This is a genomic window from Pseudomonas sp. 65/3-MNA-CIBAN-0223 (assembly GCF_040310425.1).
Lineage (GTDB): Bacteria > Pseudomonadota > Gammaproteobacteria > Pseudomonadales > Pseudomonadaceae > Aquipseudomonas > Aquipseudomonas gregormendelii.
This window is the reverse complement of sequence record NZ_JBEOPV010000013.1, coordinates 156,635-178,742: the sequence shown is the minus strand read 5'-3', so window position 1 is coordinate 178,742 and position 22,108 is coordinate 156,635. Positions and strand designations below refer to the sequence as shown.

The 22,108-nt window shown below is 59.5% G+C and carries 21 protein-coding genes; 14 read left to right on the top strand and 7 right to left on the bottom strand.

Going from position 1 to position 22,108, the window contains the following annotated elements:
• Window positions 1-298 precede the first annotated feature (298 nt).
• The 4 genes from AAEZ09_RS18155 to AAEZ09_RS18140 all read left to right on the top strand — a co-directional run bounded on the left by AAEZ09_RS18155 (window position 299) and on the right by AAEZ09_RS18140 (window position 5,501).
• Window positions 299-1,903, top strand: a complete 1,605-nt coding sequence (locus AAEZ09_RS18155) for a response regulator (RefSeq protein ID WP_350600241.1) — start codon at window positions 299-301, stop codon at window positions 1,901-1,903.
• Window positions 1,900-2,592 (top strand): sensor histidine kinase, encoded by a 693-nt coding sequence (locus tag AAEZ09_RS18150; protein ID WP_350600240.1) that lies wholly within the window; start codon window positions 1,900-1,902, stop codon window positions 2,590-2,592. The genes AAEZ09_RS18155 and AAEZ09_RS18150 overlap by 4 nt, the downstream gene beginning before the upstream one ends.
• A 199-nt stretch (window positions 2,593-2,791) precedes the next feature.
• Window positions 2,792-4,033 carry a glutamine synthetase family protein gene (locus AAEZ09_RS18145; protein ID WP_350600243.1) on the top strand — a complete coding sequence of 414 codons (1,242 nt, stop codon included), beginning with the start codon at window positions 2,792-2,794 and terminating at the stop codon, window positions 4,031-4,033.
• Window positions 4,034-4,103: 70 nt separating this feature from the next.
• Window positions 4,104-5,501, top strand: coding sequence for an MFS transporter (locus tag AAEZ09_RS18140; protein WP_205893448.1), 1,398 nt, complete (start codon window positions 4,104-4,106; stop codon window positions 5,499-5,501).
• A 63-nt stretch (window positions 5,502-5,564) separates the two neighbouring features.
• Here the strand turns inward: AAEZ09_RS18140 and AAEZ09_RS18135 are convergent, their stop codons facing one another.
• The 4 genes from AAEZ09_RS18135 to flgA form a co-directional block, all read right to left on the bottom strand.
• Complete coding sequence (locus AAEZ09_RS18135) at window positions 5,565-6,311, bottom strand: flagellar brake protein (protein WP_045061810.1); 747 nt, start codon at window positions 6,309-6,311, stop codon at window positions 5,565-5,567.
• Between the two features lie 92 nt (window positions 6,312-6,403).
• Window positions 6,404-6,871 (bottom strand): flagella synthesis protein FlgN, encoded by a 468-nt coding sequence (locus AAEZ09_RS18130; protein ID WP_205893450.1) that lies wholly within the window; start codon window positions 6,869-6,871, stop codon window positions 6,404-6,406.
• Window positions 6,872-6,919: 48 nt separating this feature from the next.
• Entirely contained in the window at window positions 6,920-7,246 is a 327-nt protein-coding gene (gene flgM / locus AAEZ09_RS18125; RefSeq protein ID WP_045061808.1) for a flagellar biosynthesis anti-sigma factor FlgM, read from the bottom strand.
• Window positions 7,247-7,423: 177 nt separating this feature from the next.
• Entirely contained in the window at window positions 7,424-8,185 is a 762-nt protein-coding gene (flgA, locus tag AAEZ09_RS18120; RefSeq protein ID WP_045061807.1) for a flagellar basal body P-ring formation chaperone FlgA, read from the bottom strand.
• An 84-nt stretch (window positions 8,186-8,269) separates the two neighbouring features.
• Here flgA and AAEZ09_RS18115 point away from each other — a divergent pair, with 84 nt between their 5' ends.
• From AAEZ09_RS18115 to flgE, 6 genes are all read left to right on the top strand, one after another.
• Window positions 8,270-9,202 (top strand): chemotaxis protein CheV, encoded by a 933-nt coding sequence (locus AAEZ09_RS18115; protein ID WP_045061806.1) that lies wholly within the window; start codon window positions 8,270-8,272, stop codon window positions 9,200-9,202.
• 46 nt (window positions 9,203-9,248) lie between these two features.
• Window positions 9,249-10,076, top strand: a complete 828-nt coding sequence (cheR, locus tag AAEZ09_RS18110) for a protein-glutamate O-methyltransferase CheR (protein ID WP_045061805.1) — start codon at window positions 9,249-9,251, stop codon at window positions 10,074-10,076.
• A gap of 339 nt (window positions 10,077-10,415) precedes the next feature.
• A complete protein-coding gene (flgB, locus tag AAEZ09_RS18105; RefSeq protein ID WP_045061804.1) occupies window positions 10,416-10,823 on the top strand; it encodes a flagellar basal body rod protein FlgB in 408 nt (135 codons plus the stop codon).
• A gap of 3 nt (window positions 10,824-10,826) precedes the next feature.
• Window positions 10,827-11,270 (top strand): flagellar basal body rod protein FlgC, encoded by a 444-nt coding sequence (gene flgC, locus AAEZ09_RS18100; RefSeq protein WP_045061803.1) that lies wholly within the window; start codon window positions 10,827-10,829, stop codon window positions 11,268-11,270.
• A gap of 15 nt (window positions 11,271-11,285) precedes the next feature.
• On the top strand, window positions 11,286-12,011 hold the full coding sequence (gene flgD / locus AAEZ09_RS18095; protein ID WP_045061802.1) for a flagellar hook assembly protein FlgD: 726 nt from the start codon (window positions 11,286-11,288) through the stop codon (window positions 12,009-12,011).
• 31 nt (window positions 12,012-12,042) lie between these two features.
• Window positions 12,043-13,365: a flagellar hook protein FlgE gene (flgE, locus tag AAEZ09_RS18090; RefSeq protein ID WP_045061801.1), complete on the top strand. Its 1,323-nt coding sequence runs from the start codon at window positions 12,043-12,045 to the stop codon at window positions 13,363-13,365.
• A gap of 265 nt (window positions 13,366-13,630) precedes the next feature.
• Here the strand turns inward: flgE and AAEZ09_RS18085 are convergent, their stop codons facing one another.
• A complete protein-coding gene (locus tag AAEZ09_RS18085; RefSeq protein WP_045061800.1) occupies window positions 13,631-16,525 on the bottom strand; it encodes a ribonucleoside-diphosphate reductase subunit alpha in 2,895 nt (964 codons plus the stop codon).
• 142 nt (window positions 16,526-16,667) lie between these two features.
• Between AAEZ09_RS18085 and AAEZ09_RS18080 the strand changes: the two genes are divergently transcribed.
• The 3 genes from AAEZ09_RS18080 to AAEZ09_RS18070 all read left to right on the top strand — a co-directional run bounded on the left by AAEZ09_RS18080 (window position 16,668) and on the right by AAEZ09_RS18070 (window position 19,582).
• The gene (locus AAEZ09_RS18080) at window positions 16,668-16,931 is read left to right on the top strand and encodes a hypothetical protein (RefSeq protein WP_350600239.1); all 264 of its coding nucleotides are present in this window, start codon (window positions 16,668-16,670) and stop codon (window positions 16,929-16,931) included.
• Window positions 16,932-17,261: 330 nt separating this feature from the next.
• Window positions 17,262-17,975 (top strand): response regulator, encoded by a 714-nt coding sequence (locus AAEZ09_RS18075; protein ID WP_045061798.1) that lies wholly within the window; start codon window positions 17,262-17,264, stop codon window positions 17,973-17,975.
• On the top strand, window positions 17,972-19,582 hold the full coding sequence (locus tag AAEZ09_RS18070; RefSeq protein ID WP_350600238.1) for an ATP-binding protein: 1,611 nt from the start codon (window positions 17,972-17,974) through the stop codon (window positions 19,580-19,582). Before AAEZ09_RS18075 ends, AAEZ09_RS18070 begins: the two co-directional genes overlap by 4 nt.
• A 55-nt stretch (window positions 19,583-19,637) precedes the next feature.
• On the opposite strand, the gene AAEZ09_RS18065 is transcribed toward AAEZ09_RS18070, so the two are convergent.
• Window positions 19,638-20,363, bottom strand: coding sequence for a 4'-phosphopantetheinyl transferase family protein (locus AAEZ09_RS18065; RefSeq protein ID WP_201777876.1), 726 nt, complete (start codon window positions 20,361-20,363; stop codon window positions 19,638-19,640).
• Window positions 20,364-20,471: 108 nt separating this feature from the next.
• Complete coding sequence (locus AAEZ09_RS18060) at window positions 20,472-21,263, bottom strand: dienelactone hydrolase family protein (protein ID WP_350600237.1); 792 nt, start codon at window positions 21,261-21,263, stop codon at window positions 20,472-20,474.
• Between the two features lie 148 nt (window positions 21,264-21,411).
• On the opposite strand from AAEZ09_RS18060, the gene AAEZ09_RS18055 reads away from it, so the two are divergent.
• Window positions 21,412-22,008 carry a membrane protein gene (locus tag AAEZ09_RS18055; protein ID WP_045061794.1) on the top strand — a complete coding sequence of 199 codons (597 nt, stop codon included), beginning with the start codon at window positions 21,412-21,414 and terminating at the stop codon, window positions 22,006-22,008.
• Window positions 22,009-22,108: the final 100 nt, after the last annotated feature.

Genomic DNA, 22,108 nt, shown 5'->3' with positions numbered 1-22,108 from the left:
GCAGTGAAACGATGCATCGCCGATGGTAGTGTGGGGTTTCCCCATGTGAGAGTAGGTCATCGTCAAGATTAAATTCCAAAACCCCTATCTGCGTATGCAGGTAGGGGTTTTGTTTTTGTCCGCAGGAAAATACCCTCAGCTATTGGCCCGACGACCGACATTGGCGGGTCATTCGGGGGTGGATTGCACTGCTTGTTTTTTACCTCTCGCTACGCATCCCTGCGCTCAAGAGATGATGACTTCTGGCCGATAACCCAGACGGCCAATGTCATTTTCTAAAACTGCCTGGAAATCCTCGATGCTGTCGTATCACCAAAAGCGGTTCCTGATCGTCGATGATTTCTCGGACTTTCGCAGTGCTGTCAGGTCGATGCTCCGGGAGTTGGGGATCAAGGACGTGGATACCGCGGATACCGGCGAGCAAGCGTTGCGCATGTGTTCGCAGAAGTCCTACGATTTCATCCTGCAGGACTTCCACCTGGGTGACGGCAAGAAGAATGGGCAACAGGTGCTCGAAGACTTGATGGTCGAGAAGTTGATCAGTCATGAGAGTGTGTTCGTGATGGTCACTGCCGAGACCAGCCAGGCGATGGTGTTGAGTGCCCTGGAGCACGAGCCTGATGCGTACCTGACCAAGCCGTTCAACCGTTCCGGCCTGGCCCAGCGCCTGGAGCGCCTGGTGCAACGCAAAACCCTGCTCAAGCCGATCCTGCAGGCCCTTGATCGCGGCAAGCCGCTGGAGGTGCTCAATGCCTGTATTGCCCTGTGCAAGCAGGACATTCGCTACTCTCCCCTGTGCCTGCGCTACAGAGCCGATGCACTGCGCGACCTGAACCAGAACGAGGCGCTGGAGCGTCTGTACGACAGCATCATTGCCGACCGACCGTTGCCCTGGGCGTTCGCCGGTCTGGGCAAGCTGTTGTTCAAGCGCGGCCAGATCACCCAGGCCAAGGGCGTGTACGAGAAGGCCCTGAAAGTGTTTCCGATGATGCCCGCGCTCTACGACGGCATGGCCGATGTGCTGGCGGCCGAAGGAGACACTTGCGGCGCCCAGCGGGTGCTGGAAGATGCGATCCGCCTCTCGCCCCTGGCGGTTCGCAGGCAGGCGCAGTTGGGCAAACTGGCGATGACCAACGAGGATTTCGAGACGGCTTCCAAGGCCTATCGCCAGGCGGTGGCGCAAGGTGCCCAGTCTCGCTTCAAGGACGCCGAGAGCAATCTCGGCCTGGCCCATGCCTTGATCAGCAAGGGCAGCGAGAAAGGCCTGGATACCCGCACCCGCCTGGAAATCAACACCACGCTGAGTGCCGTGGCGAAGGACAACCCGTCCGACCCCGGCTTGCAGATCCGTGCGCGCCTGATGAAGGCCACCAGCTTGTTGCTCAACGATGCCGAGACGGCCGAGAAGCTCACCGAGCAGGCGATGCAGCGGCTCGATGGCATGGAGCAGTTCATGAGCGCCGAGGCGGCGCTGCTGGTGGCCAAGCAGTTGCAGATGCTCGGACAGCCCGATGCAGGCGCCAGCATGTTGAAGAACTGTGCGGAAATCTACGGCGACGATCCGGCGGTGATGAAGGGCATCGCCAAATTGACCGATGACCCGGCCATTCTCAATTCCGGCAACCTGGCCGCCGACCTCAACCGTCAGGGCGTGCGGGTGTACAAGACCGGCAACCTGGTGGAAGCCCGTGCGGTGTTCCGCAAAGCCCTGGGGCTGCAGCCGAAGAACATCAGTATCGCACTGAATATGGCGCAGTCACTGCTGCATGGCACCGATACCAGCCTGCCTTCGGCCGAACTCATCGAGTGCCGGACCTGCCTGAAAATGGTTGGCCTGATGCCCGATTCCGATCCGCGCTTCCCGCGCTACCAGAAACTGAAAACCAAGGCGTTCGGCGCATGAACCACAACGACCCGGCACTGGACTTTTCCACGGTAATCGCTTCCACCGTGCACGACATGAAGAACTCCCTGGCGATGCTGATGCAGGCGCACAGCCAATGGCTGGGGCGCTTGCCGGCCCCCGCGCGGCAGGCGCCGGAGCAGGGTGTGATCGAATTCGAGTTCGCCCACCTCAATAGCATGCTGGTGCAACTGTTGGGGCTTTACAAAATAGGCATCAACCAGCTGCCTTTGCAGCCGGCCTATCATGAGCTGGACGATTTCATTGAGGCGCAACTGGCCTGTCATCAGGAGGTGTTCGCCAGTCGCGGCATCATGGCCACCTTTGAAGTGGACCCGTTGAGCCCCCTGGGTTTCTTCGACCGCGAACTGATCGCCTCGGTACTGGGAAACTGCATCAACAATGCCATCCGTTACGCTCGCCAGGCGGTGCTGATCAGTGTGAGTGATACGGCTGGGCAACTGGTGATCACGGTCAATGACGATGGCGAGGGGTACTCGCCGCAGATGATTGAACACCAGGCCAATTATGTTCAGGGCATCAACCACACCACCGGTAGTACCGGCCTGGGCTTGTATTTTGCCGCGCGGATTGCTGCACTGCACCAGCGTAATGGCGTGGAAGGGCGCACCGAGATCGGCAACGGCGGCCCGTTGGGCGGCGGTTTGTTCAGCCTCTATCTGCCCTGAGGTGATTTTTGCCTGGCGCTGCTTGATATTCCGAACACGCGGAGCCTATTTTGTACGGGTTGCCCTTCGTGGCTCGCACAACAACAAGGATTGCGTCATGACAACCGATGGCCAGCGCTCACTCGCACAGCGACTGACGGGCATTGATGAAATCGAATGTGTCACGCCGGATTTGAACGGCGTTCCCCGTGGCAAGGTGATGACCGCAGAGGGATTTCTCGAAGGTCGACGCCTGCAGCTGGCGCGGGGGGTGATGCTGCAATGCATCATGGGCGGTTATCCGCCGGCGCGTTTCTACGGCAGTGATGACGGCGACCTGGCGCTGGTGCCGGATCCGGCACAGATCCATCGCCTGCCTTGGAGCAAGCATCCGCGAGCGCTGGCCATTTGTGATGCCGATGAACTCAGTGGCGAAAGCTCGAGCCTGTCGACCCGGGGCCAGCTCAAGGCGGTCGTCGCTCGTTATGCCGCCTTGGGCCTGGCGCCGGTGGTCGCAACCGAGCTGGAATTTTTCGTGTTCGCGCCCAACCCTGACCCGACGCTGGGGTTTGAGCCACCGGCCGGCCTGGACGGACGTCGCGAGGACGGACAGTGCGCCTTCAGCATCAGCTCCAACAACGGCCTGCGACCGTTCTTCCGCGAGGTCTACGAATGCATGGCCGCGCTGGGCCTGCCGCGCGATACGTTCATGCACGAGATGGGTGTGAGCCAGTTCGAGATCAATTTGCTGCATGGCGATCCCTTGCTGCTGGCCGACCAGACGTTCCTGTTCAAGCACCTGCTCAAGGAAGTCGCGCTCAAGCATGGCCTGATCGTGGTGTGCATGGCCAAGCCGCTGGCGCACACCCCTGGCAGTTCGATGCATATTCATCAAAGCATCGTCGAGATCGGCAGTGGCAAAAATGTGTTCAGTGACGAGGCGGGCGAGCCGACGGCGATGTTCCGTCATTTCATTGCGGGGCAGCAGGCGGGCATGGCGGATTTCACGGCGTTGTTTGCGCCTAATGTGAATTCCTACCAGCGCTTGTGCCATCCGTTTGCGTCGCCGAACAATGCCTGCTGGTCCCATGACAATCGTTCGGCAGGCTTGCGCATTCCCGCCAGTTCACCGGTCGCCCGTCGGGTCGAGAATCGCTTGCCGGGGGCGGATGCCAACCCGTACCTGGCCATCGCCGCGAGCCTGGCCGCCGGGCTGCATGGCATTGAAAACCAGCTGGAACCGAGCGAGCCGATCCAGGGTGAATTCCAGGTGCCGGATAATCTTTCGTTGCCCTGTACCTTACATGCCGCTCTCGAGCGTCTGAAACGTAGTCAATTGGCGAAGGAACTGTTTGGCACTGAGTTCATCGAAGGCTACGTCGCTTCGAAGACCCTTGAGTTAACCAGCTTCTTCGACGAAATTACGCCCTGGGAGCGTCGTGTCCTGGCCGCCCAGGCCTGACGAATCAGCGCCATCGGGCTATCTTTTCGGATAGCCCGACACTTACTGCAAGGAGCCGCTCGGAACGCCGATGCGCCAAATCTGGAAATCCTTTCGAGCGCTTTATTTCGCCTCGCTGATGATGTTGATCGGCTCAGGCTTGTTGAGTACTTATCTGGGCCTGCGCCTGGCCGCCGACAATGTCGACAGCCTGTGGGTGGGTGCCTTGATGGCGGCCAACTATTTCGGCCTGGTGCTGGGTGGCAAGATCGGCCACCGGCTGATCGCCCGGGTCGGGCATATCAGGGCCTATGCGACCTGTGCCGGTATCGTCGGTGCTGCGGTGCTCGGTCATGGATTGATCGACTGGTTGCCCGCATGGCTGTTCCTGCGGGTGATTGTCGGCCTGGGCATGATGTGCCAGTACATGGTTATCGAAAGCTGGCTCAATGAGCAGGCCGAAGCCAAGCAGCGTGGCCTGGTGTTCAGCGGCTACATGATTGCCTCGTACCTGGGATTGGTTCTGGGTCAGTTGATTCTGGTCATGCACCCGGCGCTGGGCCTGGAGTTGTTGATGCTGGTCGCCCTGTGCTTCGCCCTGTGCCTGGTGCCGGTGGCCCTGACCCGGCGGATTCACCCCGCCCCCCTGCATCCTGCGCCCATGGAGCCGCGATTCTTTATCAAGCGGGTGCCGCAGTCACTCAGCACGGTGCTGGGCGCGGGCCTGATCGTCGGTTCGTTCTACGGCCTGGCGCCGCTGTATGCCTCGCAGCAAGGGCTGTCCACCGAGCAGGTCGGTCTGTTCATGGGTAGCTGCATTTTTGCCGGCCTGCTGGTGCAGTGGCCGCTGGGCTGGCTGTCCGATCGCTATGACCGGGCGCTGTTGATCCGCTGCTTTGCGTTCAGCCTGGCGGTGGCCGCGTTGCCGTTGGCGATCCTCAAGCAAGTGCCGCTGGAGGTGCTGTTCATCGCCGGGTTCTTCTGCTCGCTGGTGCAGTTCTGCCTGTATCCATTGGCCGTGGCCTTCTCCAATGACCACGTCGAAGGTGATCGCCGGGTCTCTCTGACCGCGATGCTGCTGGTGACCTATGGCGTGGGTGCGAGTATCGGGCCTTTGGTGGCAGGGGTCTTGATGAAGCTGTTCGGCAGCCAGATGCTGTATGCGTTCTTCAGCTTCTTCGCGCTGGTGCTGGTGTGGCGAATCCGCCCGAAAGCGGTGACCAACCTGCACCAGGTCGACGACGCGCCGCTGCATCACGTGGCGATGCCGGACAGCATGTCGAGTTCGCCATTGGTAGCGGCGCTCGATCCGCGGGTGGATGAGCAGGTGGTGCAGGATCAGATGCAGAATCCGGTTGCGCCTGAGCCTGAGCCTGAGCCTGAGGTGGGACCAGAGCTGGAACCAGAGCCGAAATCTGAAACGGATGAACCCTCGGGCGACGACCCGGATGAGGGGCGTGAACAGAGCTTTACCGAAGCGCGTCCTTAAGTTCGGCGCATAAAAAAACGGGCAGTCACCGCAAGGGACTGCCCGTTTTTATTGGCGCCTGTATCAGAGGTCGTCTTTATCGAATCGGCGGGCTTCGCGCTGCAGCTGATAGACAAAGCGCTCGACCTGGCGCTGCACCAGGCCGCTCATGTTGTGAAAGCGCACGCCGGCGAAGGTGGTGGAAATTTTCTCTTCGAAATGCAGGTAACGCAGTTCAACCGGGGCAGTCATTTTGCCGAACGGCAGGGCAGCCATGAAACGGTCGTAGACCTGGCCCAGTTGCAGGTTGCCGCCGATGTCGCCGTCGAAACGCAATTTGCAGCCGGTGGCGGAGATGTCGAGCAACTTGCCCTTGATCGGCGCCTTGAGTTTTTCACCGTCCAGATCCACGTCCACCAGTTGCGCCAGCTTCAATGCTGCGCGGAAGGCGTTGCGACGCTGGTGGTATACCACTTCGTCCGGCAGGGGGCCGTGATAGCAGCGGCTGCCACTGGTTTCGTCGATGGTCAGCGCGCCGTTGCTTTCCCAGGCGATTCGCACGCCGTCGTGAAAGCCTTCGACCTTGAACGGCTCGCCTGCCAGCAGGAAACGTTCGCCGTCACGGGGGATCATTTCGTCCAGGGCCATGGTGCCGTTGTCACGGTCAATCCCCACCAGATAACTCTGGAAGCGTTGGGCGCGCTCGTGAAACGTGATGATCAGCGGGTCGTGGCTGTCTTGCAGCTGACGAAGGGTGCCGGAGATCTCAAGGGGCGTGGTGAGCACCTTGGGTGGCTGCGGAGCATCATCCGCGCTTGAGGCATTGAACACGGTTCATCAATCTCCAGACAAAATTTGACAGCTGCTTGCCGGCATTTTGCCAGCATGTTTCTCGTCTTGATAGTGCGGGCTCGATGTCAGGTTCAGGCCTGACTGAGGGGACCCCGTTTCGCCAGGGTGGAGGTTGAACCGCGCGCGTCGTAAAGCGAGGGTGTGTCGCCGCCATGAAGGATTTTCAGCTGGGTGGCCGTGGCGGCCTGTTGCATCATGATGGACCGGCCATTGTGCACGTTGGCGTCCTGGCACTGGGCCAGGAGATCGGTCAGCACATCACTTTGCGACAACAGGCGGTCGCCAACGCTTGACTGGCTGGCCAGTTGCTCCAGCCCCTGTCGATTGAGCGGCAGGTTGAGGCTGGCGAGGATTTCGCTGCGCTTGCGGCCATGCTGTTCCAGCAAAATGATCAGTGCCTGCTTGCGCGCCAGAATATCCTCGAGCAGGCGCATGTCGCGACCATGCAAGGCGAGGGACTCGGTTTGCAGTAGCTCGAGCAATTGTTGCGCTGGCGCAAAGTCGTCGATGATCAGTTGTAGTAATTGGGTATCGTGCATGGCTAGCCTTGGGTTTTAAGCGTCCAAAAGCCTGGCGCAGACCGGAGCCTAGCGCTGGTGTTCGAAGTTGATCAGTTTGCTGGCTACGCTTTTGCTGTCGACTTTATAGCTGCCATCGGCAATCGCTGCTTTCAACTCGGCCACGCGGGCTTTGTCGACTTCAGGCTGATCGCGCAGCTTGTCAGTGACCTTCTGCAACTGCTGGGCCTCATTACTGAAATGTACCGATTCTCCGCTTTTCACGGTAGTGGCTTCCGGTGCCGGGGTATTCAGCGGCGCAGCCTTGGCATTTTCAGCCGCTTCCTTGCTGGCACTGGTACGTGTACTGCCCTTTAGTGGCAGAGCGCTGTTCGATGAGTTGAAATCGATGACCATGATAAAAAACCTCTGGGTATTTGGACGCTTGCCATGTTTTCGGCCATACCCGAGAAAACTTTAGGCCCATTTATCAATGAGCTTGCGCGCGTCAGCGCTGGCCCCTGCACGCCCTAGTTTAGGGAACAGTCGCAGGGTGCGCCATCTCTTCAAGCGGCTGCTTGCCAGGCCCGGCCTCTACATGGCGACTTCCACCTGGCCGGGCGCGATCACTTGCGCCTTGATGACTCGCTGGGAATTGAGGTTTTTCACGCGGATCTGATCGCGCAACCCGCCATTGGACAGCGCCTCGCCGGGCATGCGTACGCTGAGCGTGCCGCTGCGGGCGGTGATCACCACCTGGTCACCCTTGCTGATGACTTCCGCCTGTTCGATGTTCACCAGGGTGACCAGCTGATCGGCGACCATTGGTCGGGTCAACTTCTGTCCGATCGCCTGGTCCAGGGACGTCAGGTAGCCCTGGCTGATCAGGCTGATGTCGCGCTCGCGCAACATGACGTCTTCAGGTTCGATGACCCCGAGGCGTCGCAGCGGCCGAGTGGCGGTGACGACTTCGCGAAACAGGCGGACCTGCGCCGGCACGAAAACCGTCCACGGAGAGGCGCCTTCGCAACGAACTTTGACCGTGACACGCCCCAAGGGCCTGGCCGGGCTTTCAAGGCTGGCTGTCAATTCCCTGTCGCACATCGGCATGCGAAGGCGCGGGTCGAGTTGGTTGACTTCGATTTCATATCGACCCTCGGTCTGACTGGTCGCCAAATAGTCTTCTACGGTGAATTCAAGAAAACCCTGGGTCACGCCGATAAGCATGTCAGGCAAGGTAACCGAGTCGGCAAGGGCAGGGCTGCCAGCGTTAAACAGGCAGGCAGCCGCCGTCGCGCACAGCAATGTGTGCAAATGTGCGGTCAGGCGTCGGAAAAATGTCGGTTCTGTGCTCATAAGAGTTAAAAAGCAAGCGCCGTGCCGTTTAGCAATGAATGTGCGTCGCAACACACTTAAGCGTTGGTGTTAGGGGGTCTGGGCATGGCTGGTGTAATGGATTCGGTAAACCAGCGCACGCAACTGGTAGGGCAGAATCGCCTGGAGCTGTTGTTGTTCCGTCTCGACGGCCAGCAGCTCTATGGGATCAACGTATTCAAGGTTCGTGAGGTGCTGCAATGCCCCAAGCTGACCGTGATGCCCAAATCCAATCCTGTCGTGTGCGGTGTAGCGAGTATTCGGGGGGCAACCATTCCGATTCTCGATTTGGCGATGGCGACCGGTGCCGGTCGGTTGCTGGATCAAAGCAATCCCTTCGTGATCATCACGGAGTACAACACCAAGACCCAGGGGTTCCTGGTGCGCTCGGTGGAGCGAATCGTCAACATGAACTGGGAGGAGATCCATCCGCCACCCAAGGGCACCGGCCGCGATCATTACCTGACGGCTGTGACCCGGGTCGACAATCAGTTGGTCGAAATCATCGACGTGGAGAAAGTGCTGGCGGAAGTGGCACCCACGCCGGAAGCGATTTCCGTTGGTGTGGTGGACGTCGAGACCCAGCACAAGGCCCTGTCTTTGCGGGTGCTGACGGTTGATGACTCGTCCGTGGCACGCAAGCAGGTATCGCGTTGTCTACAGACGGTCGGTGTGGAAGTCGTGGCGTTGAACGACGGTCGGCAGGCCCTGGATTACCTGCGCAAGCTGGTGGACGAAGGGAAGAAGCCGGAAGAAGAGTTTCTGATGATGATTTCCGACATCGAGATGCCGGAAATGGACGGCTATACCCTGACCGCCGAGATCCGCAGCGACCCACGCATGCAAAAGCTTCATATCATCCTGCATACTTCGTTGTCGGGTGTGTTCAATCAGGCGATGGTCAAGAAAGTCGGTGCCGATGACTTCCTGGCCAAATTCCGTCCTGATGACCTGGCATCCCGGGTAGTCGACCGGATCAAAGCAGCAGATATCAGCTAGGGGCCTTTTGCTCCTGGCGATCAATACGAGTTAAGAGGCGGCACCATTGTCTACGGGTAATTTGGATTTCGAACAGTTCCGGGTATTCCTGGAAAAAGCCTGTGGCATTTTGCTCGGTGAAAACAAGCAATACCTGGTGTCCAGCCGCCTCAACAAACTGATGGAGCAGCAAGGCATCAAGTCCCTGGGGGAGCTGGTCCAGCGCATCCAGACCCAACCGCGCAGTGGTCTGCGCGAGATGGTGGTCGATGCCATGACGACCAACGAAACCTTGTGGTTTCGTGACACTTATCCGTTTGAAGTGCTGAAGAACAAGGTGCTGCCGGAAGCGATCAAAGCCGCTCCTGGTCAGCGCCTGCGGATCTGGTCGGCTGCCTGTTCGTCGGGGCAGGAACCGTACTCGTTGTCGATGTCGATCGATGAGTTCGAGCGGGTCAACCTGGGTCAGTTGAAGATGGGGGTGCAGATCGTTGCCACCGACCTTTCCGGCACCATGCTGACCAACTGCAAGACGGGCGAATACGACAGCCTGGCCATCGGTCGCGGCCTGTCGCCGGAACGTTTGCAGCGCTATTTCGACCCGAAAGGGCCGGGGCGCTGGGCCATCAAGGCGCCGATCAAAAGCCGCGTGGAGTTTCGCTCGTTCAACCTGCTGGACAGCTACGCGGCGCTGGGCAAGTTCGACATCGTGTTCTGTCGCAATGTGCTGATCTACTTTTCCGCTGAGGTGAAGAAGGACATTCTTCTGCGGATCCACAGTACGTTGAAACCGGGTGGGTATTTGTTCCTGGGCGCTTCCGAGGCACTCAATGGTTTGCCGGATCACTACCAGATGGTTCAGTGCAGCCCGGGGATTATTTACCAGGCGAAGTGATGCAAAGCGCCAGGCATAAAGAAAACGGGAGTCCTCAAGGACTCCCTTTTTTTATGCCTGGCGCTTTGCATCCCGTAGGAGCTGCCGAAGGCTGCGATCTTTTGATCCTGTTTTTTCAGATCAAGATCAAAAGATCGCAGCCTTCGGCAGCTCCTACAGGAGATGTCTAACTGGAACAAGCGGCAGAAAAGCGGCAGGCAGCGGAAACCCGTTGCCGCTTTTCTGTCGTTGCCACAGGGGCCCGTGCCCGCAAAGCCCCGGTTTACGGGGTTTTTTCAATTGGCACGCCGCTTGCTATGTCCATCCTACGAAAATCCGGTCACCCGAAGGTTTCCCGACATGAGCATCAGCTTCGATAAAGCGCTCGGTATCCACGAACAGGCGTTGAACTTCCGCGCCCAGCGTGCCGAAGTCCTGGCCAACAACATCGCCAACGCCGACACCCCGAACTACAAGGCGCGGGACCTGGACTTCTCCAAAGTGCTCGCCGAGCAGAGCGAGAAAACCAAGGGCGGCGGATTTGCGCTGAACATGACCAACAGCCGGCATATCGAGGCCCAAGGCCTGGGCAGCGGCGACGAGTCGCTGTTGTACCGCACGCCGATGCAGCCATCGATTGACCAGAACACCGTGGACGCCCAGCTCGAACAGTCGAACTACGCTCAGAACTCGGTCAACTTCCAGGCCAGTTTCACCCTGCTCAACAGCAAATTCAAAGGGCTGATTTCAGCCTTGCGAGGAGAATAAATCATGTCCCTGTCCAGTGTTTTCAACATTGCCGGTAGCGGCATGAGTGCCCAGACCACTCGCCTGAACACCGTCGCCAGTAACATCGCCAACGCCGAGACCGTGTCGTCCAGCCTGGACCAGACCTACCGCGCACGGCACCCGGTATTCGCCACCATGTTCCAGGGTGCGCAGAGCGGCGGCAGCGATTCATTGTTCCAGAACCAGGACGGGGCCGGTCAGGGCGTGCAGGTGCTGGGCGTGGTCGAGGACCAGAGCAATCTGGAAGCCCGCTACGAACCCAACCATCCGTCTGCTGACGCCAAGGGCTACGTCTACTACCCGAACGTCAACGTGGTGGAGGAAATGGCCGACATGATTTCCGCGAGTCGTTCGTTCCAGACCAACGCCGAAATGATGAACACCGCCAAAACCATGATGCAGAAGGTCCTGACGCTCGGTCAGTGATAAGGGGCAACTCAGATGAGTGTTACCGATACGACAAGCAGCTTGAGCCTCAACGACATTCTGGCCAACTCCTCCGTCAAGAACACCTCCACCACCAGTGATGGCCTGGCTTCGGCCACCGGCAGTGCCGCCGGCAAGAAGGCCCTGGGCAAAGATGCGTTCCTGCAATTGCTGGTCACCCAGCTGAAGAACCAGAACCCGCTCGAGCCTCAGGACAACGGCGAGTTCGTCGCTCAGTTGGCGCAGTTCAGCAGCCTGGAGGGCATCACTACGCTTAACGACACCGTGAGTGGCATTGCCGGCAACTACAACTCGTCCCAGGCGCTGCAGGCCTCGTCGCTGGTGGGTCGTTCGGTGATTGCCCCGGGCGACAAGGCCGTGGTTGATACCTCCAAGAGCATGACGGGCACCGTGGCCATTCCGACGTCCGTGCCGGCCGCCACACTGAAGATTACCGACAAGGACGGCACGGTCGTGCGCACCATCGACATGGGCAGCCAGGTAGCCGGCAACGCGAGCTTCATCTGGGACGGCAAGGACAACGCCGGCAAGACGGTCGAATCGGGTACTTACACTTTTGCCGCATCGGCCACCATCGACAGTCAGGCGGTTTCCCTGGTCACCAACCTGCCGGCCACCGTCAACAGCGTGACCATCAGCCAGACCGGTGGCGAGTTGATGCTCAACCTGGCGGGCCTGGGCAGCATCGCCCTGTCCAAAGTACAAACTATTGGTATGTAAAGCCGACTAACCCGGCATAAAGGAGTGAACCATGTCTTTCAATATCGGCCTTAGCGGTCTCTTTGCAGCCAACAAACAACTGGACGTCACCGGCAACAACATCGCCAACGTCGCGACCACAGGTTTCAAGTCGTCCCGTGCGGAATTCGAAGATGTCTACTCGGCGAGCAAGCTGGGTTCCGGAAGCAAGACCGTAGGCAGCGGTGTACGCCTGGCCAACGTGTCGCAGCAATTCACCCAGGGTGATATCACCAACACCGGCAACGTGCTGGACATGGGCATCAACGGCTCCGGTTTCTTCGTGTTGAACGACAGCGGTTCGCTGTCCTACACCCGCGCCGGCACGTTCAAGGTCGACAGCGAAGGCTACGTTACCAACACCGACGGCACTGCGCGCCTGCAGGGCTATGGCGTGGATGCCAATGGCAAGATCCAGAACGGTATGTTGACTGATCTGCGCATCGACACGTCCAACCTGGCGCCGAAGACCACCGACGCGATCTCGTCCACGATCAACCTGAACTCCACGGACAAGGTGATCGACCAAACGATTGCCACGAACAAGTTCGACCCGACCAAGGCCGAAACCTACAGCAAGAAATTCAACACGCCGATTTACGACAGCCAGGGCAATTCCCACGTCATGGAGCAATTCATGGTCAAGACCGGTCCGAACACGTGGGACAACTACACCCTGATCGATGGCCGCAACATGGACGGCAGCCTGTCCACTCCGCAGCCCTCGACGCTGAGTTTCGACTCTGCCGGCAAGCTGACCCAAATCAGCACGCCCGTGACTCCGCCGACCACACCGCCAACCTCGACCCTCGGCAATGATCTGAAGGTGACCAACTGGGTGCCGGGCACCGTCACCGACGGCGTCTGGACGGCCAACGGCGCAGCCGCCAACCCTGATGGCATGACTATCGCCATGGGCAATACCACGCAGTACAACGCCGACACTGCGCGTTCAATTCCAGTGCAGAACGGTTATGCCACCGGCCAGATCACCAACCTGACTATCGACGGCAGCGGCGTATTGCTGGCCAACTTCAGCAACTACCAGACCAAGCCGATCGGTCAGATTTCTCTGGCGAGCTTCACCAACGAACAAGGCTTGCAAGCGGTAGGTGGCACCAGCTGGAAAGAGACCTACTCGTCGGGTATCGCGGGCTACGATTCGCCGGACACCGGCAGTCTGGGCACGATCCGCTCCAACTCGCTGGAAGAGTCCAACGTCAACGTGACCAACGAGCTGGTCGACCTGATCAAGGCGCAGAGCAACTATCAGGCGAACGCGAAGACCATCTCGACCCAGAGCACTTTGATGCAGACCATTATTCAGATGACTTGATGGTGCAGTGCTGGACAGGAGCCCCTCTCTATAGAGGGGCTTTTTTGTTGTGGGTGGCAGGTGTGGGTCAAGGGATCGCAGCCTCGTTGCACTCGACAGCTCCTACATTGAAATGCGGTTTACGCACAAACTCTGTAGGAGCTGTCGAGTGCAACGAGGCTGCGATCTTTTAAGCATTTACACGAGGCAAAAGAAAACCCCCGGCAATCCAGAGGACTGATCGGGGGTTCTCAGGTAAGCGCTTTTCAGCGCTTACGGGCTCAGCTTATTGGCAAGCTTCGCAATCCGGCTCGTCGATGGCGCAAGCCTTCGGCACTGGAGCAGGGCCGGCTGGCGCTGCCAGGACCGAATCGTCACCGTGGTTGCCGCCGCTGGAAACAGCGTTCAGCTTGCCGGTGTTGATGGTCGACTTCTCAGTGCTGGTGGCGGCCAGGGCACGGAGGTAGTAAGTGGTTTTCAGACCACGGTACCAGGCCATGCGGTAGGTGACGTCCAGCTTCTTGCCCGAAGCGCCGGCGATGTACAGGTTCAGCGACTGAGCCTGGTCGATCCACTTCTGACGACGGCTGGCGGCGTCAACGATCCACTTGGTGTCCACTTCGAAGGCAGTCGCATAGAGCTCTTTGAGTTCTTGCGGGATGCGCTCGATCTGCTGTACCGAACCGTCGTAGTACTTCAGGTCGTTGATCATGACCGCGTCCCACAGACCGCGAGCCTTCAGGTCCCGAACCAGGTACGGGTTGATCACGGTGAATTCGCCCGACAGGTTCGATTTCACGTAGAGGTTCTGGTAGGTCGGTTCGATCGACTGCGAAACGCCAGTGATGTTGGCGATGGTCGCGGTCGGTGCGATGGCCATGATGTTGGAGTTACGAATGCCTTTCTGTACACGGGCGCGAACCGGTGCCCAGTCCAGGGATTCGTTCAGGTCCACGTCGATGTACTTCTGGCCACGTTGCTCGATCAGGATCTGTTGCGAATCCAGCGGCAGGATGCCCTTGGACCACAGCGAACCCTGGAACGTCTCGTAGGCGCCGCGCTCGTCTGCCAGGTCGCAGGAAGCCTGGATCGCGTAGTAGCTGACCGCTTCCATCGACTTGTCGGCGAACTCGACGGCCGCGTCGGAACCGTAAGGAATGTGCTGCAGGTACAGCGCATCCTGGAAGCCCATGATGCCCAGGCCGACCGGACGGTGCTTGAAGTTGGAGTTCTTCGCTTGTGGCACCGAGTAGTAGTTGATGTCGATAACGTTATCGAGCATGCGTACGGCGGTGTTCACGGTACGTTCCAGCTTGGCGGTGTCCAGCTTGCCGTTGACGATGTGGTTCGGCAGGTTGATCGAGCCCAGGTTGCAAACGGCGATCTCGTCCTTGTTGGTGTTCAAGGTGATCTCGGTGCACAGGTTCGAGCTGTGGACCACGCCCACGTGCTGCTGCGGGCTGCGCAGGTTGCACGGGTCCTTGAAGGTCAGCCATGGGTGACCGGTTTCGAACAGCATGGACAGCATTTTGCGCCACAGGTCTTTGGCCTGGATGGTCTTGAACAGCTTGACCTTGCCTGGGTACTCGGTGAGGGCTTCGTAGTACTCGTAACGCTCTTCGAAGGCCTTGCCGGTCAGGTCGTGCAGGTCCGGCACTTCGGATGGCGAGAACAGGGTCCATTTGCCGTCATCGAAGACACGCTTCATGAACAGGTCAGGGATCCAGTTGGCAGTGTTCATGTCGTGGGTACGACGGCGATCATCACCGGTGTTCTTGCGCAGCTCGATGAACTCTTCGATGTCCATGTGCCAGGTTTCCAGGTAGGCACATACAGCGCCTTTGCGCTTGCCACCCTGGTTAACGGCAACGGCGGTATCGTTCACCACTTTCAGGAACGGCACAACGCCCTGGGACTTGCCGTTGGTGCCCTTGATGTACGAACCCAAGGCACGCACCGGGGTCCAGTCGTTGCCCAGGCCACCGGCAAATTTGGACAACATGGCGTTGTCGTGGATCGCGTGGTAGATGCCCGACAGGTCGTCCGGAACGGTGGTCAGGTAGCAGCTGGACAGCTGTGGACGCAGGGTACCGGCGTTGAACAGCGTCGGGGTCGACGACATGTAGTCGAAGGACGACAGCAGGTTGTAGAACTCGATCGCACGATCTTCCTTGTTCTTCTCTTCGATCGCCAGGCCCATGGCCACGCGCATGAAGAAGATCTGCGGCAGTTCGAAGCGGATACCGTCCTTGTGGATGAAGTAACGGTCGTACAGGGTCTGCAGGCCCAGGTACGTGAACTGCTGGTCGCGCTCGTGGTTGATCGCCTTGCCGAGTTTTTCCAGGTCGAAAGTGGCCAGGATCGGGTTCAGCAATTCAAATTCAATACCCTTGGTGATGTACGCAGGCAGGGCCTGCGCATACAGGTCGACCATTTCATGGTGGGTCGCGCTGTCGGCGACGCCCAGGAAGCCCAGGCCTTCGGCACGCAGGGTGTCCATCAGCAGGCGCGCGGTGACGAACGAGTAGTTTGGCTCACGCTCGACCAGGGTACGGGCGGTCATTACCAGGGCGGTGTTGACGTCGGTCAGGGCCACGCCGTCGTACAGGTTCTTCAGGGTTTCGCGCTGGATCAGGTCGCCGTCGACTTCTTCCAGGCCTTCGCACGCTTCGGTGACGATGGTGTTCAGGCGGCCCATGTCCAGAGGCGCAAAGGTGCCATCGGCGCGGGTGATGCGGATCGACGGGTGAGCGTTGACCGATTGTTCGGCAGGGGCGTGGGCAGCGCGCTCTTTCGAACGACCGTCGCGGTAGATCACGTAGTCGCGAGCCACTTTCTGCTCGCCGGCACGCATCAGGGCCAGTTCGACCTGGTCCTGGATTTCTTCGATGTGGATGGTGCCGCCCGATGGCATGCGACGCTTGAAGGTTGCAGTGACCTGTTCGGTCAGGCGCGCAACGGTGTCATGGATTCGCGACGAAGCGGCAGCGGTGCCGCCTTCAACTGCGAGAAACGCTTTGGTGATCGCGACGGTGATCTTGTCGTCGGTGTAAGGAACGACAGTGCCGTTACGCTTGATCACGCGCAGCTGGCCAGGCGCGGTCGCGGACAGATCCGAAGTCGAATCAGCGGCCTGCGGCAAGGAGCCCTGCGGGTTCTCGCGAGTTGTGTCGGTTTGCATGGGGGGTTGTCTCCACATTCTCTATGTTTGTTTGGGCACCATCACGGTGCCCACCGTTCTGTCCTGAAGCACTACAACCGGCGAGCCGCCGGGCATACAACTTCGGGACAGATCAGGAAGGGGCTATTGGGGCGCCGCTTCCATGCCGAAGTCTTGGGTCCAGGCCTTGAACCTGGATCCGCATTCCATTTGGGTGACAGTTGAAGACTGCAACACCCGTACCGCTTTTGCCGATTTCGGCCCAAAAACAGTAGCCATCCGCTTGCACGGTCTGGTCTTTCATAAATACGTAAAAATCAACCAGACAGAGGCGATTAAAGCGCTTGAATTTGATATCCGGTTTGTGTTTGGTTTTTTCTGCAAAACCCTACATGTAGGGTTTTTTTTCTGTCGGGCTACAAGATAGTGCGTTTTGGAGGGTGTTGCAACGTACTACCTGTGGATAAACCTGTGCGTATATTGTGCGTGAAACGTGGAACGCGCCCGTAGCCCGCGACCCTGCTGGACCAGACCGTTTGTCACGGTTTTTTGCCGGTCGAAAACAGCCGGGTGGTTTTTTAAGGGCGCGAACCCTACCACAAAAAATGGTCATATCCGAACGCATTTGCCAGCTTGTGTTCTCGGTGGCCGCCGTTTATACAATCGGCCTGTACACACGCATTATTTTCCTCCCTATTCATTACAAAAAGACGGGGGGAGCCTTCCTTTATGAGCGTTTCGGCAAGCAGAGGTCACCGTGGAGCAAGAAGCCTGGCAGGTATTGATTGTGGAGGACGATCAGCGTCTGGCCGAACTGACCCGCGATTACCTGGAAGCCAACGGCCTGCGCGTTTCGATCGAGGGCGATGGCGCCCTGGCCGCAGCGCGGATCCTCAAGGAACAGCCTGACCTGGTGATTCTCGACTTGATGCTTCCCGGCGAGGACGGCTTGAGCATCTGTCGCAAGGTCCGCGACCGCTACGACGGGCCGATCCTGATGCTGACCGCCCGCACCGACGACACCGATCAGATTCTGGGCCTCGATCTGGGGGCTGATGACTATGTGTGCAAACCGGTCCGTCCGCGGCTGCTGTTGGCGCGTATCCAGGCGTTGTTGCGCCGCAGCGAAGGGCCGGAAGTGGCCCCGGAAAAACAACGCCGCCTGCAATTCGGTCCGCTGGTGGTGGACAACGCATTGCGCGAAGCCTGGCTGCGTGATGTCAGCATCGAACTGACCAGCGCCGAATTCGATCTGCTGTGGCTGCTGGTGGACAACGCCGGGCGCATTCTGTCCCGGGAAGAGATCTTCACCGCACTGCGCGGCATCGGCTATGACGGCCAGGACCGCTCCATCGACGTGCGCATCTCGCGTATCCGCCCGAAAATCGGCGACGACCCGGACCACCCGCGATTGATCAAAACCATCCGTAGCAAGGGTTATCTGTTCGTTCCGGAAGCCTGCACCCTGTGAACTCGATCTTCCTGCGAATCTACGGCGGGATGTGCGCAGCACTGATCATGGTAGCGGTACTCGGCGTGCTCGCCCTGCACCTGCTTAACGAGGTGCGCAGCGAGCAATACCGTGAACGCCTGGCCCATGGCACATTCTCGCTGATGGCTGACAACCTGCAACCGATGAACCAGACCGAGCGCCACCGGGCGCTGCTGGTCTGGGAGCGGCTGCTGGGCATTCCACTCACGCTGAAGACGTTTGCCCAGACCGACCTCGATCTAACCCAGCGTACCCGCGTGCTCCGCGGCCAGGCGCTGGTGGAACAGACCGGGCCGCACGCAGCGAGGGTATACAGGCTGGTCAGTGACAAGGAACAGTTGATGCTGACCGGGGAGGTGCAGCAGATCAGCGAGCAATTGGCCCGGGCGACCATTTACCTGCTGGCTGACGAACTGGTGCGCGTTCCGGTGGCCGAGCAGCCCAGGCGCCTGGCCGAGCTCAAGGAAGACAAGGGCTTTGGCTTCGACTTGCGTCTGGTCACTGTTGATCAGGCGGACATGGACGAAGACCAGAGTCGGCGGGTGTCCGAGGGCGACACGGTGATGGCGCTGGGCAAGGAGGGCGATTCGATCCGGGTGTTTGCCGGCATGGTCGGTACCCCGTGGGTGCTGGAGATCGGTCCGCTGTACCAGATGAACCCTTACCCTGCACAGTGGCTGGTCCTGATCGCGGCCCTCGGCTTGAGCCTGATCGGGCTGATTGTCTACCTGCTGGTGCGCCAGCTGGAGCGCCGCTTACGCGGGCTGGAAGCCGCCGCCACCCGCATCGCCAAGGGCAGCCTGGAAACCCGGGTGCCAGCCCGCGGTGCGGACTCGGTAGGGCGCCTGGCGTCGGCCTTCAATGGCATGGCCGAACACTTGCAGCAGTTGCTGGCGATTCAGCGTGAACTGGTGCGCGCGGTGTCCCACGAGTTACGCACGCCAGTGGCGCGCCTGCGCTTTGGCCTGGAGATGATCGGCTCGGCCAAGACGCCTCAAGCGCTGCACAAGTATTGCGAGGGCATGGACCACGACATCGAGGACCTCGATAAGCTGGTGGACGAAATGCTTACCTACGCGCGCCTCGAGCAGGGTTCCCCGGCCTTGAATTTTCAGCGGATCGATCTGGATGCACTGGTCAGCCAGGTCATCGAGGAGCTGGCGCCACTGCGGGCCGGTGTCACGGTGCAACGAGGTCTGTGCCTGTCTGCCGCCGATTGTGATGACGCCTGGGTCGAGGCCGAACCGCGTTACCTGCACCGGGCGTTGCAGAACCTGGTGAGCAACGCCATGCGTCACGCAACGACCAGGGTGACTGTCAGCTATCAGGTGGGGCAACAGCGCTGCCGGATCGATGTCGAGGACGACGGGCCCGGCGTGCCAGAGGTGGCCTGGGAACGAATTTTCACCCCGTTTTTACGCCTGGACGACAGTCGCACCCGGGCCTCGGGTGGGCATGGGTTGGGGTTGTCGATCGTCCGGAGGATCATTCATTGGCACGATGGCCGTGCGCTGATCGGCAAGAGCAAGAGCCTGGGCGGCGCCTGTTTCAGTCTGAGCTGGCCGAGACATCAGGAAAAGCGTTGAGCCCCCTGTGGGAGCGGGCTGGCTTGCGATGGGGTCCTCTCGAGCACTGAAACCATCAGGCCTGGATACTGACCAGGCTCAACAACTGCCCGTCCATCACCGCAAACTGCGCTTGCAGCTCGGCCCCGTTACGCCATTCGCTGGACAGGTCCGTGAGTAATCGCAATTTCACCTCCCCGGCTTCGTCCCACTCGAGCACTTCGGCATGCTCGAAGTAAAAACGCTGCTGCACGATCGGATACAAGGCCTTGAACAGGCTTTCCTTTACCGAGAACGTCAGCGTCACCAGCATCGCCAGCTGCTCGCGCCGACCGGCCGCCATGCGCTTTAATTCAGGTGCCGTCAGTATTTCCCCGGCCAGCCGTTCGGCTCGCTCCGGGTTCAGGATATTTTCCAAGTCCATGCCCAGGCCGCGCCAGTGGGCTTTTTTCGCGACGATCGCTGCTGCACGCCCGGTGCTGTGGGTGATCGAACCACTGATGTGCGCCGGCCAGACCGGCGCCCGGTCTTCACCTATCGCCGGGCTGAAATCCAGCCCCTCCAGTTGCTGCAACGCCGCCCGGGCACACACCCGCCCGGCGAGAAACTCCGCCTGGCGTTTGGCGACCGAGCGCTGGATGCTGGCAGGCACGGCGATGGCACTGCGTGCAAAGTCATCGTTGGTCAGCAGCGTACTGTCGAAGTGAGTGCTGAGCAGGACAGTTTCGGGCAGCGCAAACGGCAGTGGCCAATGAGCGTCGAGTGGCGTGCAGCAGGCGGGCAGGGCGGGGGAATGGTTCATGTCAGGCATTTTGCCGGGTTGCCTCCTGGCTGGGTAGAGTCGAAGAGCTTTTGGCTGCTCCGGGTGACAAGGACGCTGCCTCGCCACCCAGACGTTCTCACCTTTCAGTCAGGAAAAGATTGTCTTGAGAAAGGCCTGCATGTCCGCCCAGGATTTTTCATCGGCAGCCTTGTTGTAACCGATATCCGGCCCGCCATGCTCCCCGTGACCGAGGCGGTCGGCATCCGGATTGCTGAAGCCGTGCTTGGCGCCTTCCAGGCTGACGAAGCGGTAGTCCGCGCCGGCCTTGTCCATTTCCGTCTTGAATGCCGCGACGTTGTCGGCAGTGACCATGCTGTCCAATGCCCCGTGCTCCACCAGGATTTTCGCCTTCACGGTTCCGGGTGACGCCGGCGTCTGGGTTACCAGCGCACCATGGAAGCTCACCACACCCGCTAACGGCACGCCCTGGCGTGCGGCGTTGAGCACCACCGCCCCACCGAAGCAGTAACCGATGGCCGCGAGTTTTTGTGGGTCGGTCTGCGGTTGTTGTTTCAACAGGTCAAGCCCGGCCTGAAAGCGCCCACTCGCCGTCGAGCTGTCCTTGAGAGCGGCCTGCATGAAGGCCATGGCGTCTTTGGGGTGCTCGGTGTTCTTGCCATCGCCATACATGTCGATGGCCAGGGCGCTGTATCCCAGGCCTGCCAGATCGCGGGCGCGGCGTTTGGCGTAGTCGTTGAGTCCCCACCATTCATGCACCACCACAACCCCCGGGCGCGGGCCCTTGATCGAGTCGTCGTAGGCGTAATAACCGATGAGCCGGGTGCCGTCGGCGCTTTGGTAGGGGATTTCCCGGGTCTGGATGGCCGCCTGGCTGAGTCCGCTCAAGGCGTTTAATACGAGGGCAAGAAACGCGCGCATGGTTGGATCTCCCGCAAGTCAGTCATCGAAAAAGGTCGGTTCTGTCTGGTTCAGCCCAGGTTCAGAAGGTGTTCAGGGTGAGTTCAGGGCGAGCTGAGTAATCTTCTCCCATACCCAACAAGCACATGACAACACAAGGAAACACCTAATGACTGGATTCAAAAAATTGCTGCTGGCTATCACCGTTATGGGCGCGAGTACCGCTGCCATGGCCAATGACAACTTCGTCAGCTTTACTCTTGGACAGACCAGCGACAAGATCAAAAAGTCCCATGCCATGAACAGCAACTTCAACCACCCGAGCGCCGCCGCGATCGACAAAAGCACTACTTTTGGTGTTCGCGTCGGTCAGCAAAACAGCCAAGGTCGCTACTACGCCACATACGACAACGTGTCGGACATGAACCACGACGGCCTGAACCTGCGCCAGGAAAACCTCTTGGGTAGCTATGATGTGTTCTACCCGGTGGGCGGTAGCACCAAGCTGTTTGGCGGTGCCACCGCCGGTTTGGCCAAATTGTCGCAGGAAACACGAGGCTTCAGCCGCGACAGCAATATTGGCTATGCCATCGGAGGGCAGTTGGGGATCTTGCAACAGGTTTCTCAAAAAACCTCGTTGGAACTGGGTTACCGTTATCTACGTAGCAATGCCAGCACCGAATTGAGCCGTGGCGGTAGCAAGAAGGGCTCGGTGGATTTGACCAGCAGCGCCCAGACGTATCTGGCGGCGAACTACGCTTTCTAAGCGGTACATCGCGAAAGGTTTGCGCCGTATCAACCTGAACAGGGGGATGCGGCGTCGCCGTGTTAACCATAGAGGTGCGCTGTCGTGCCTCGGCAGATGT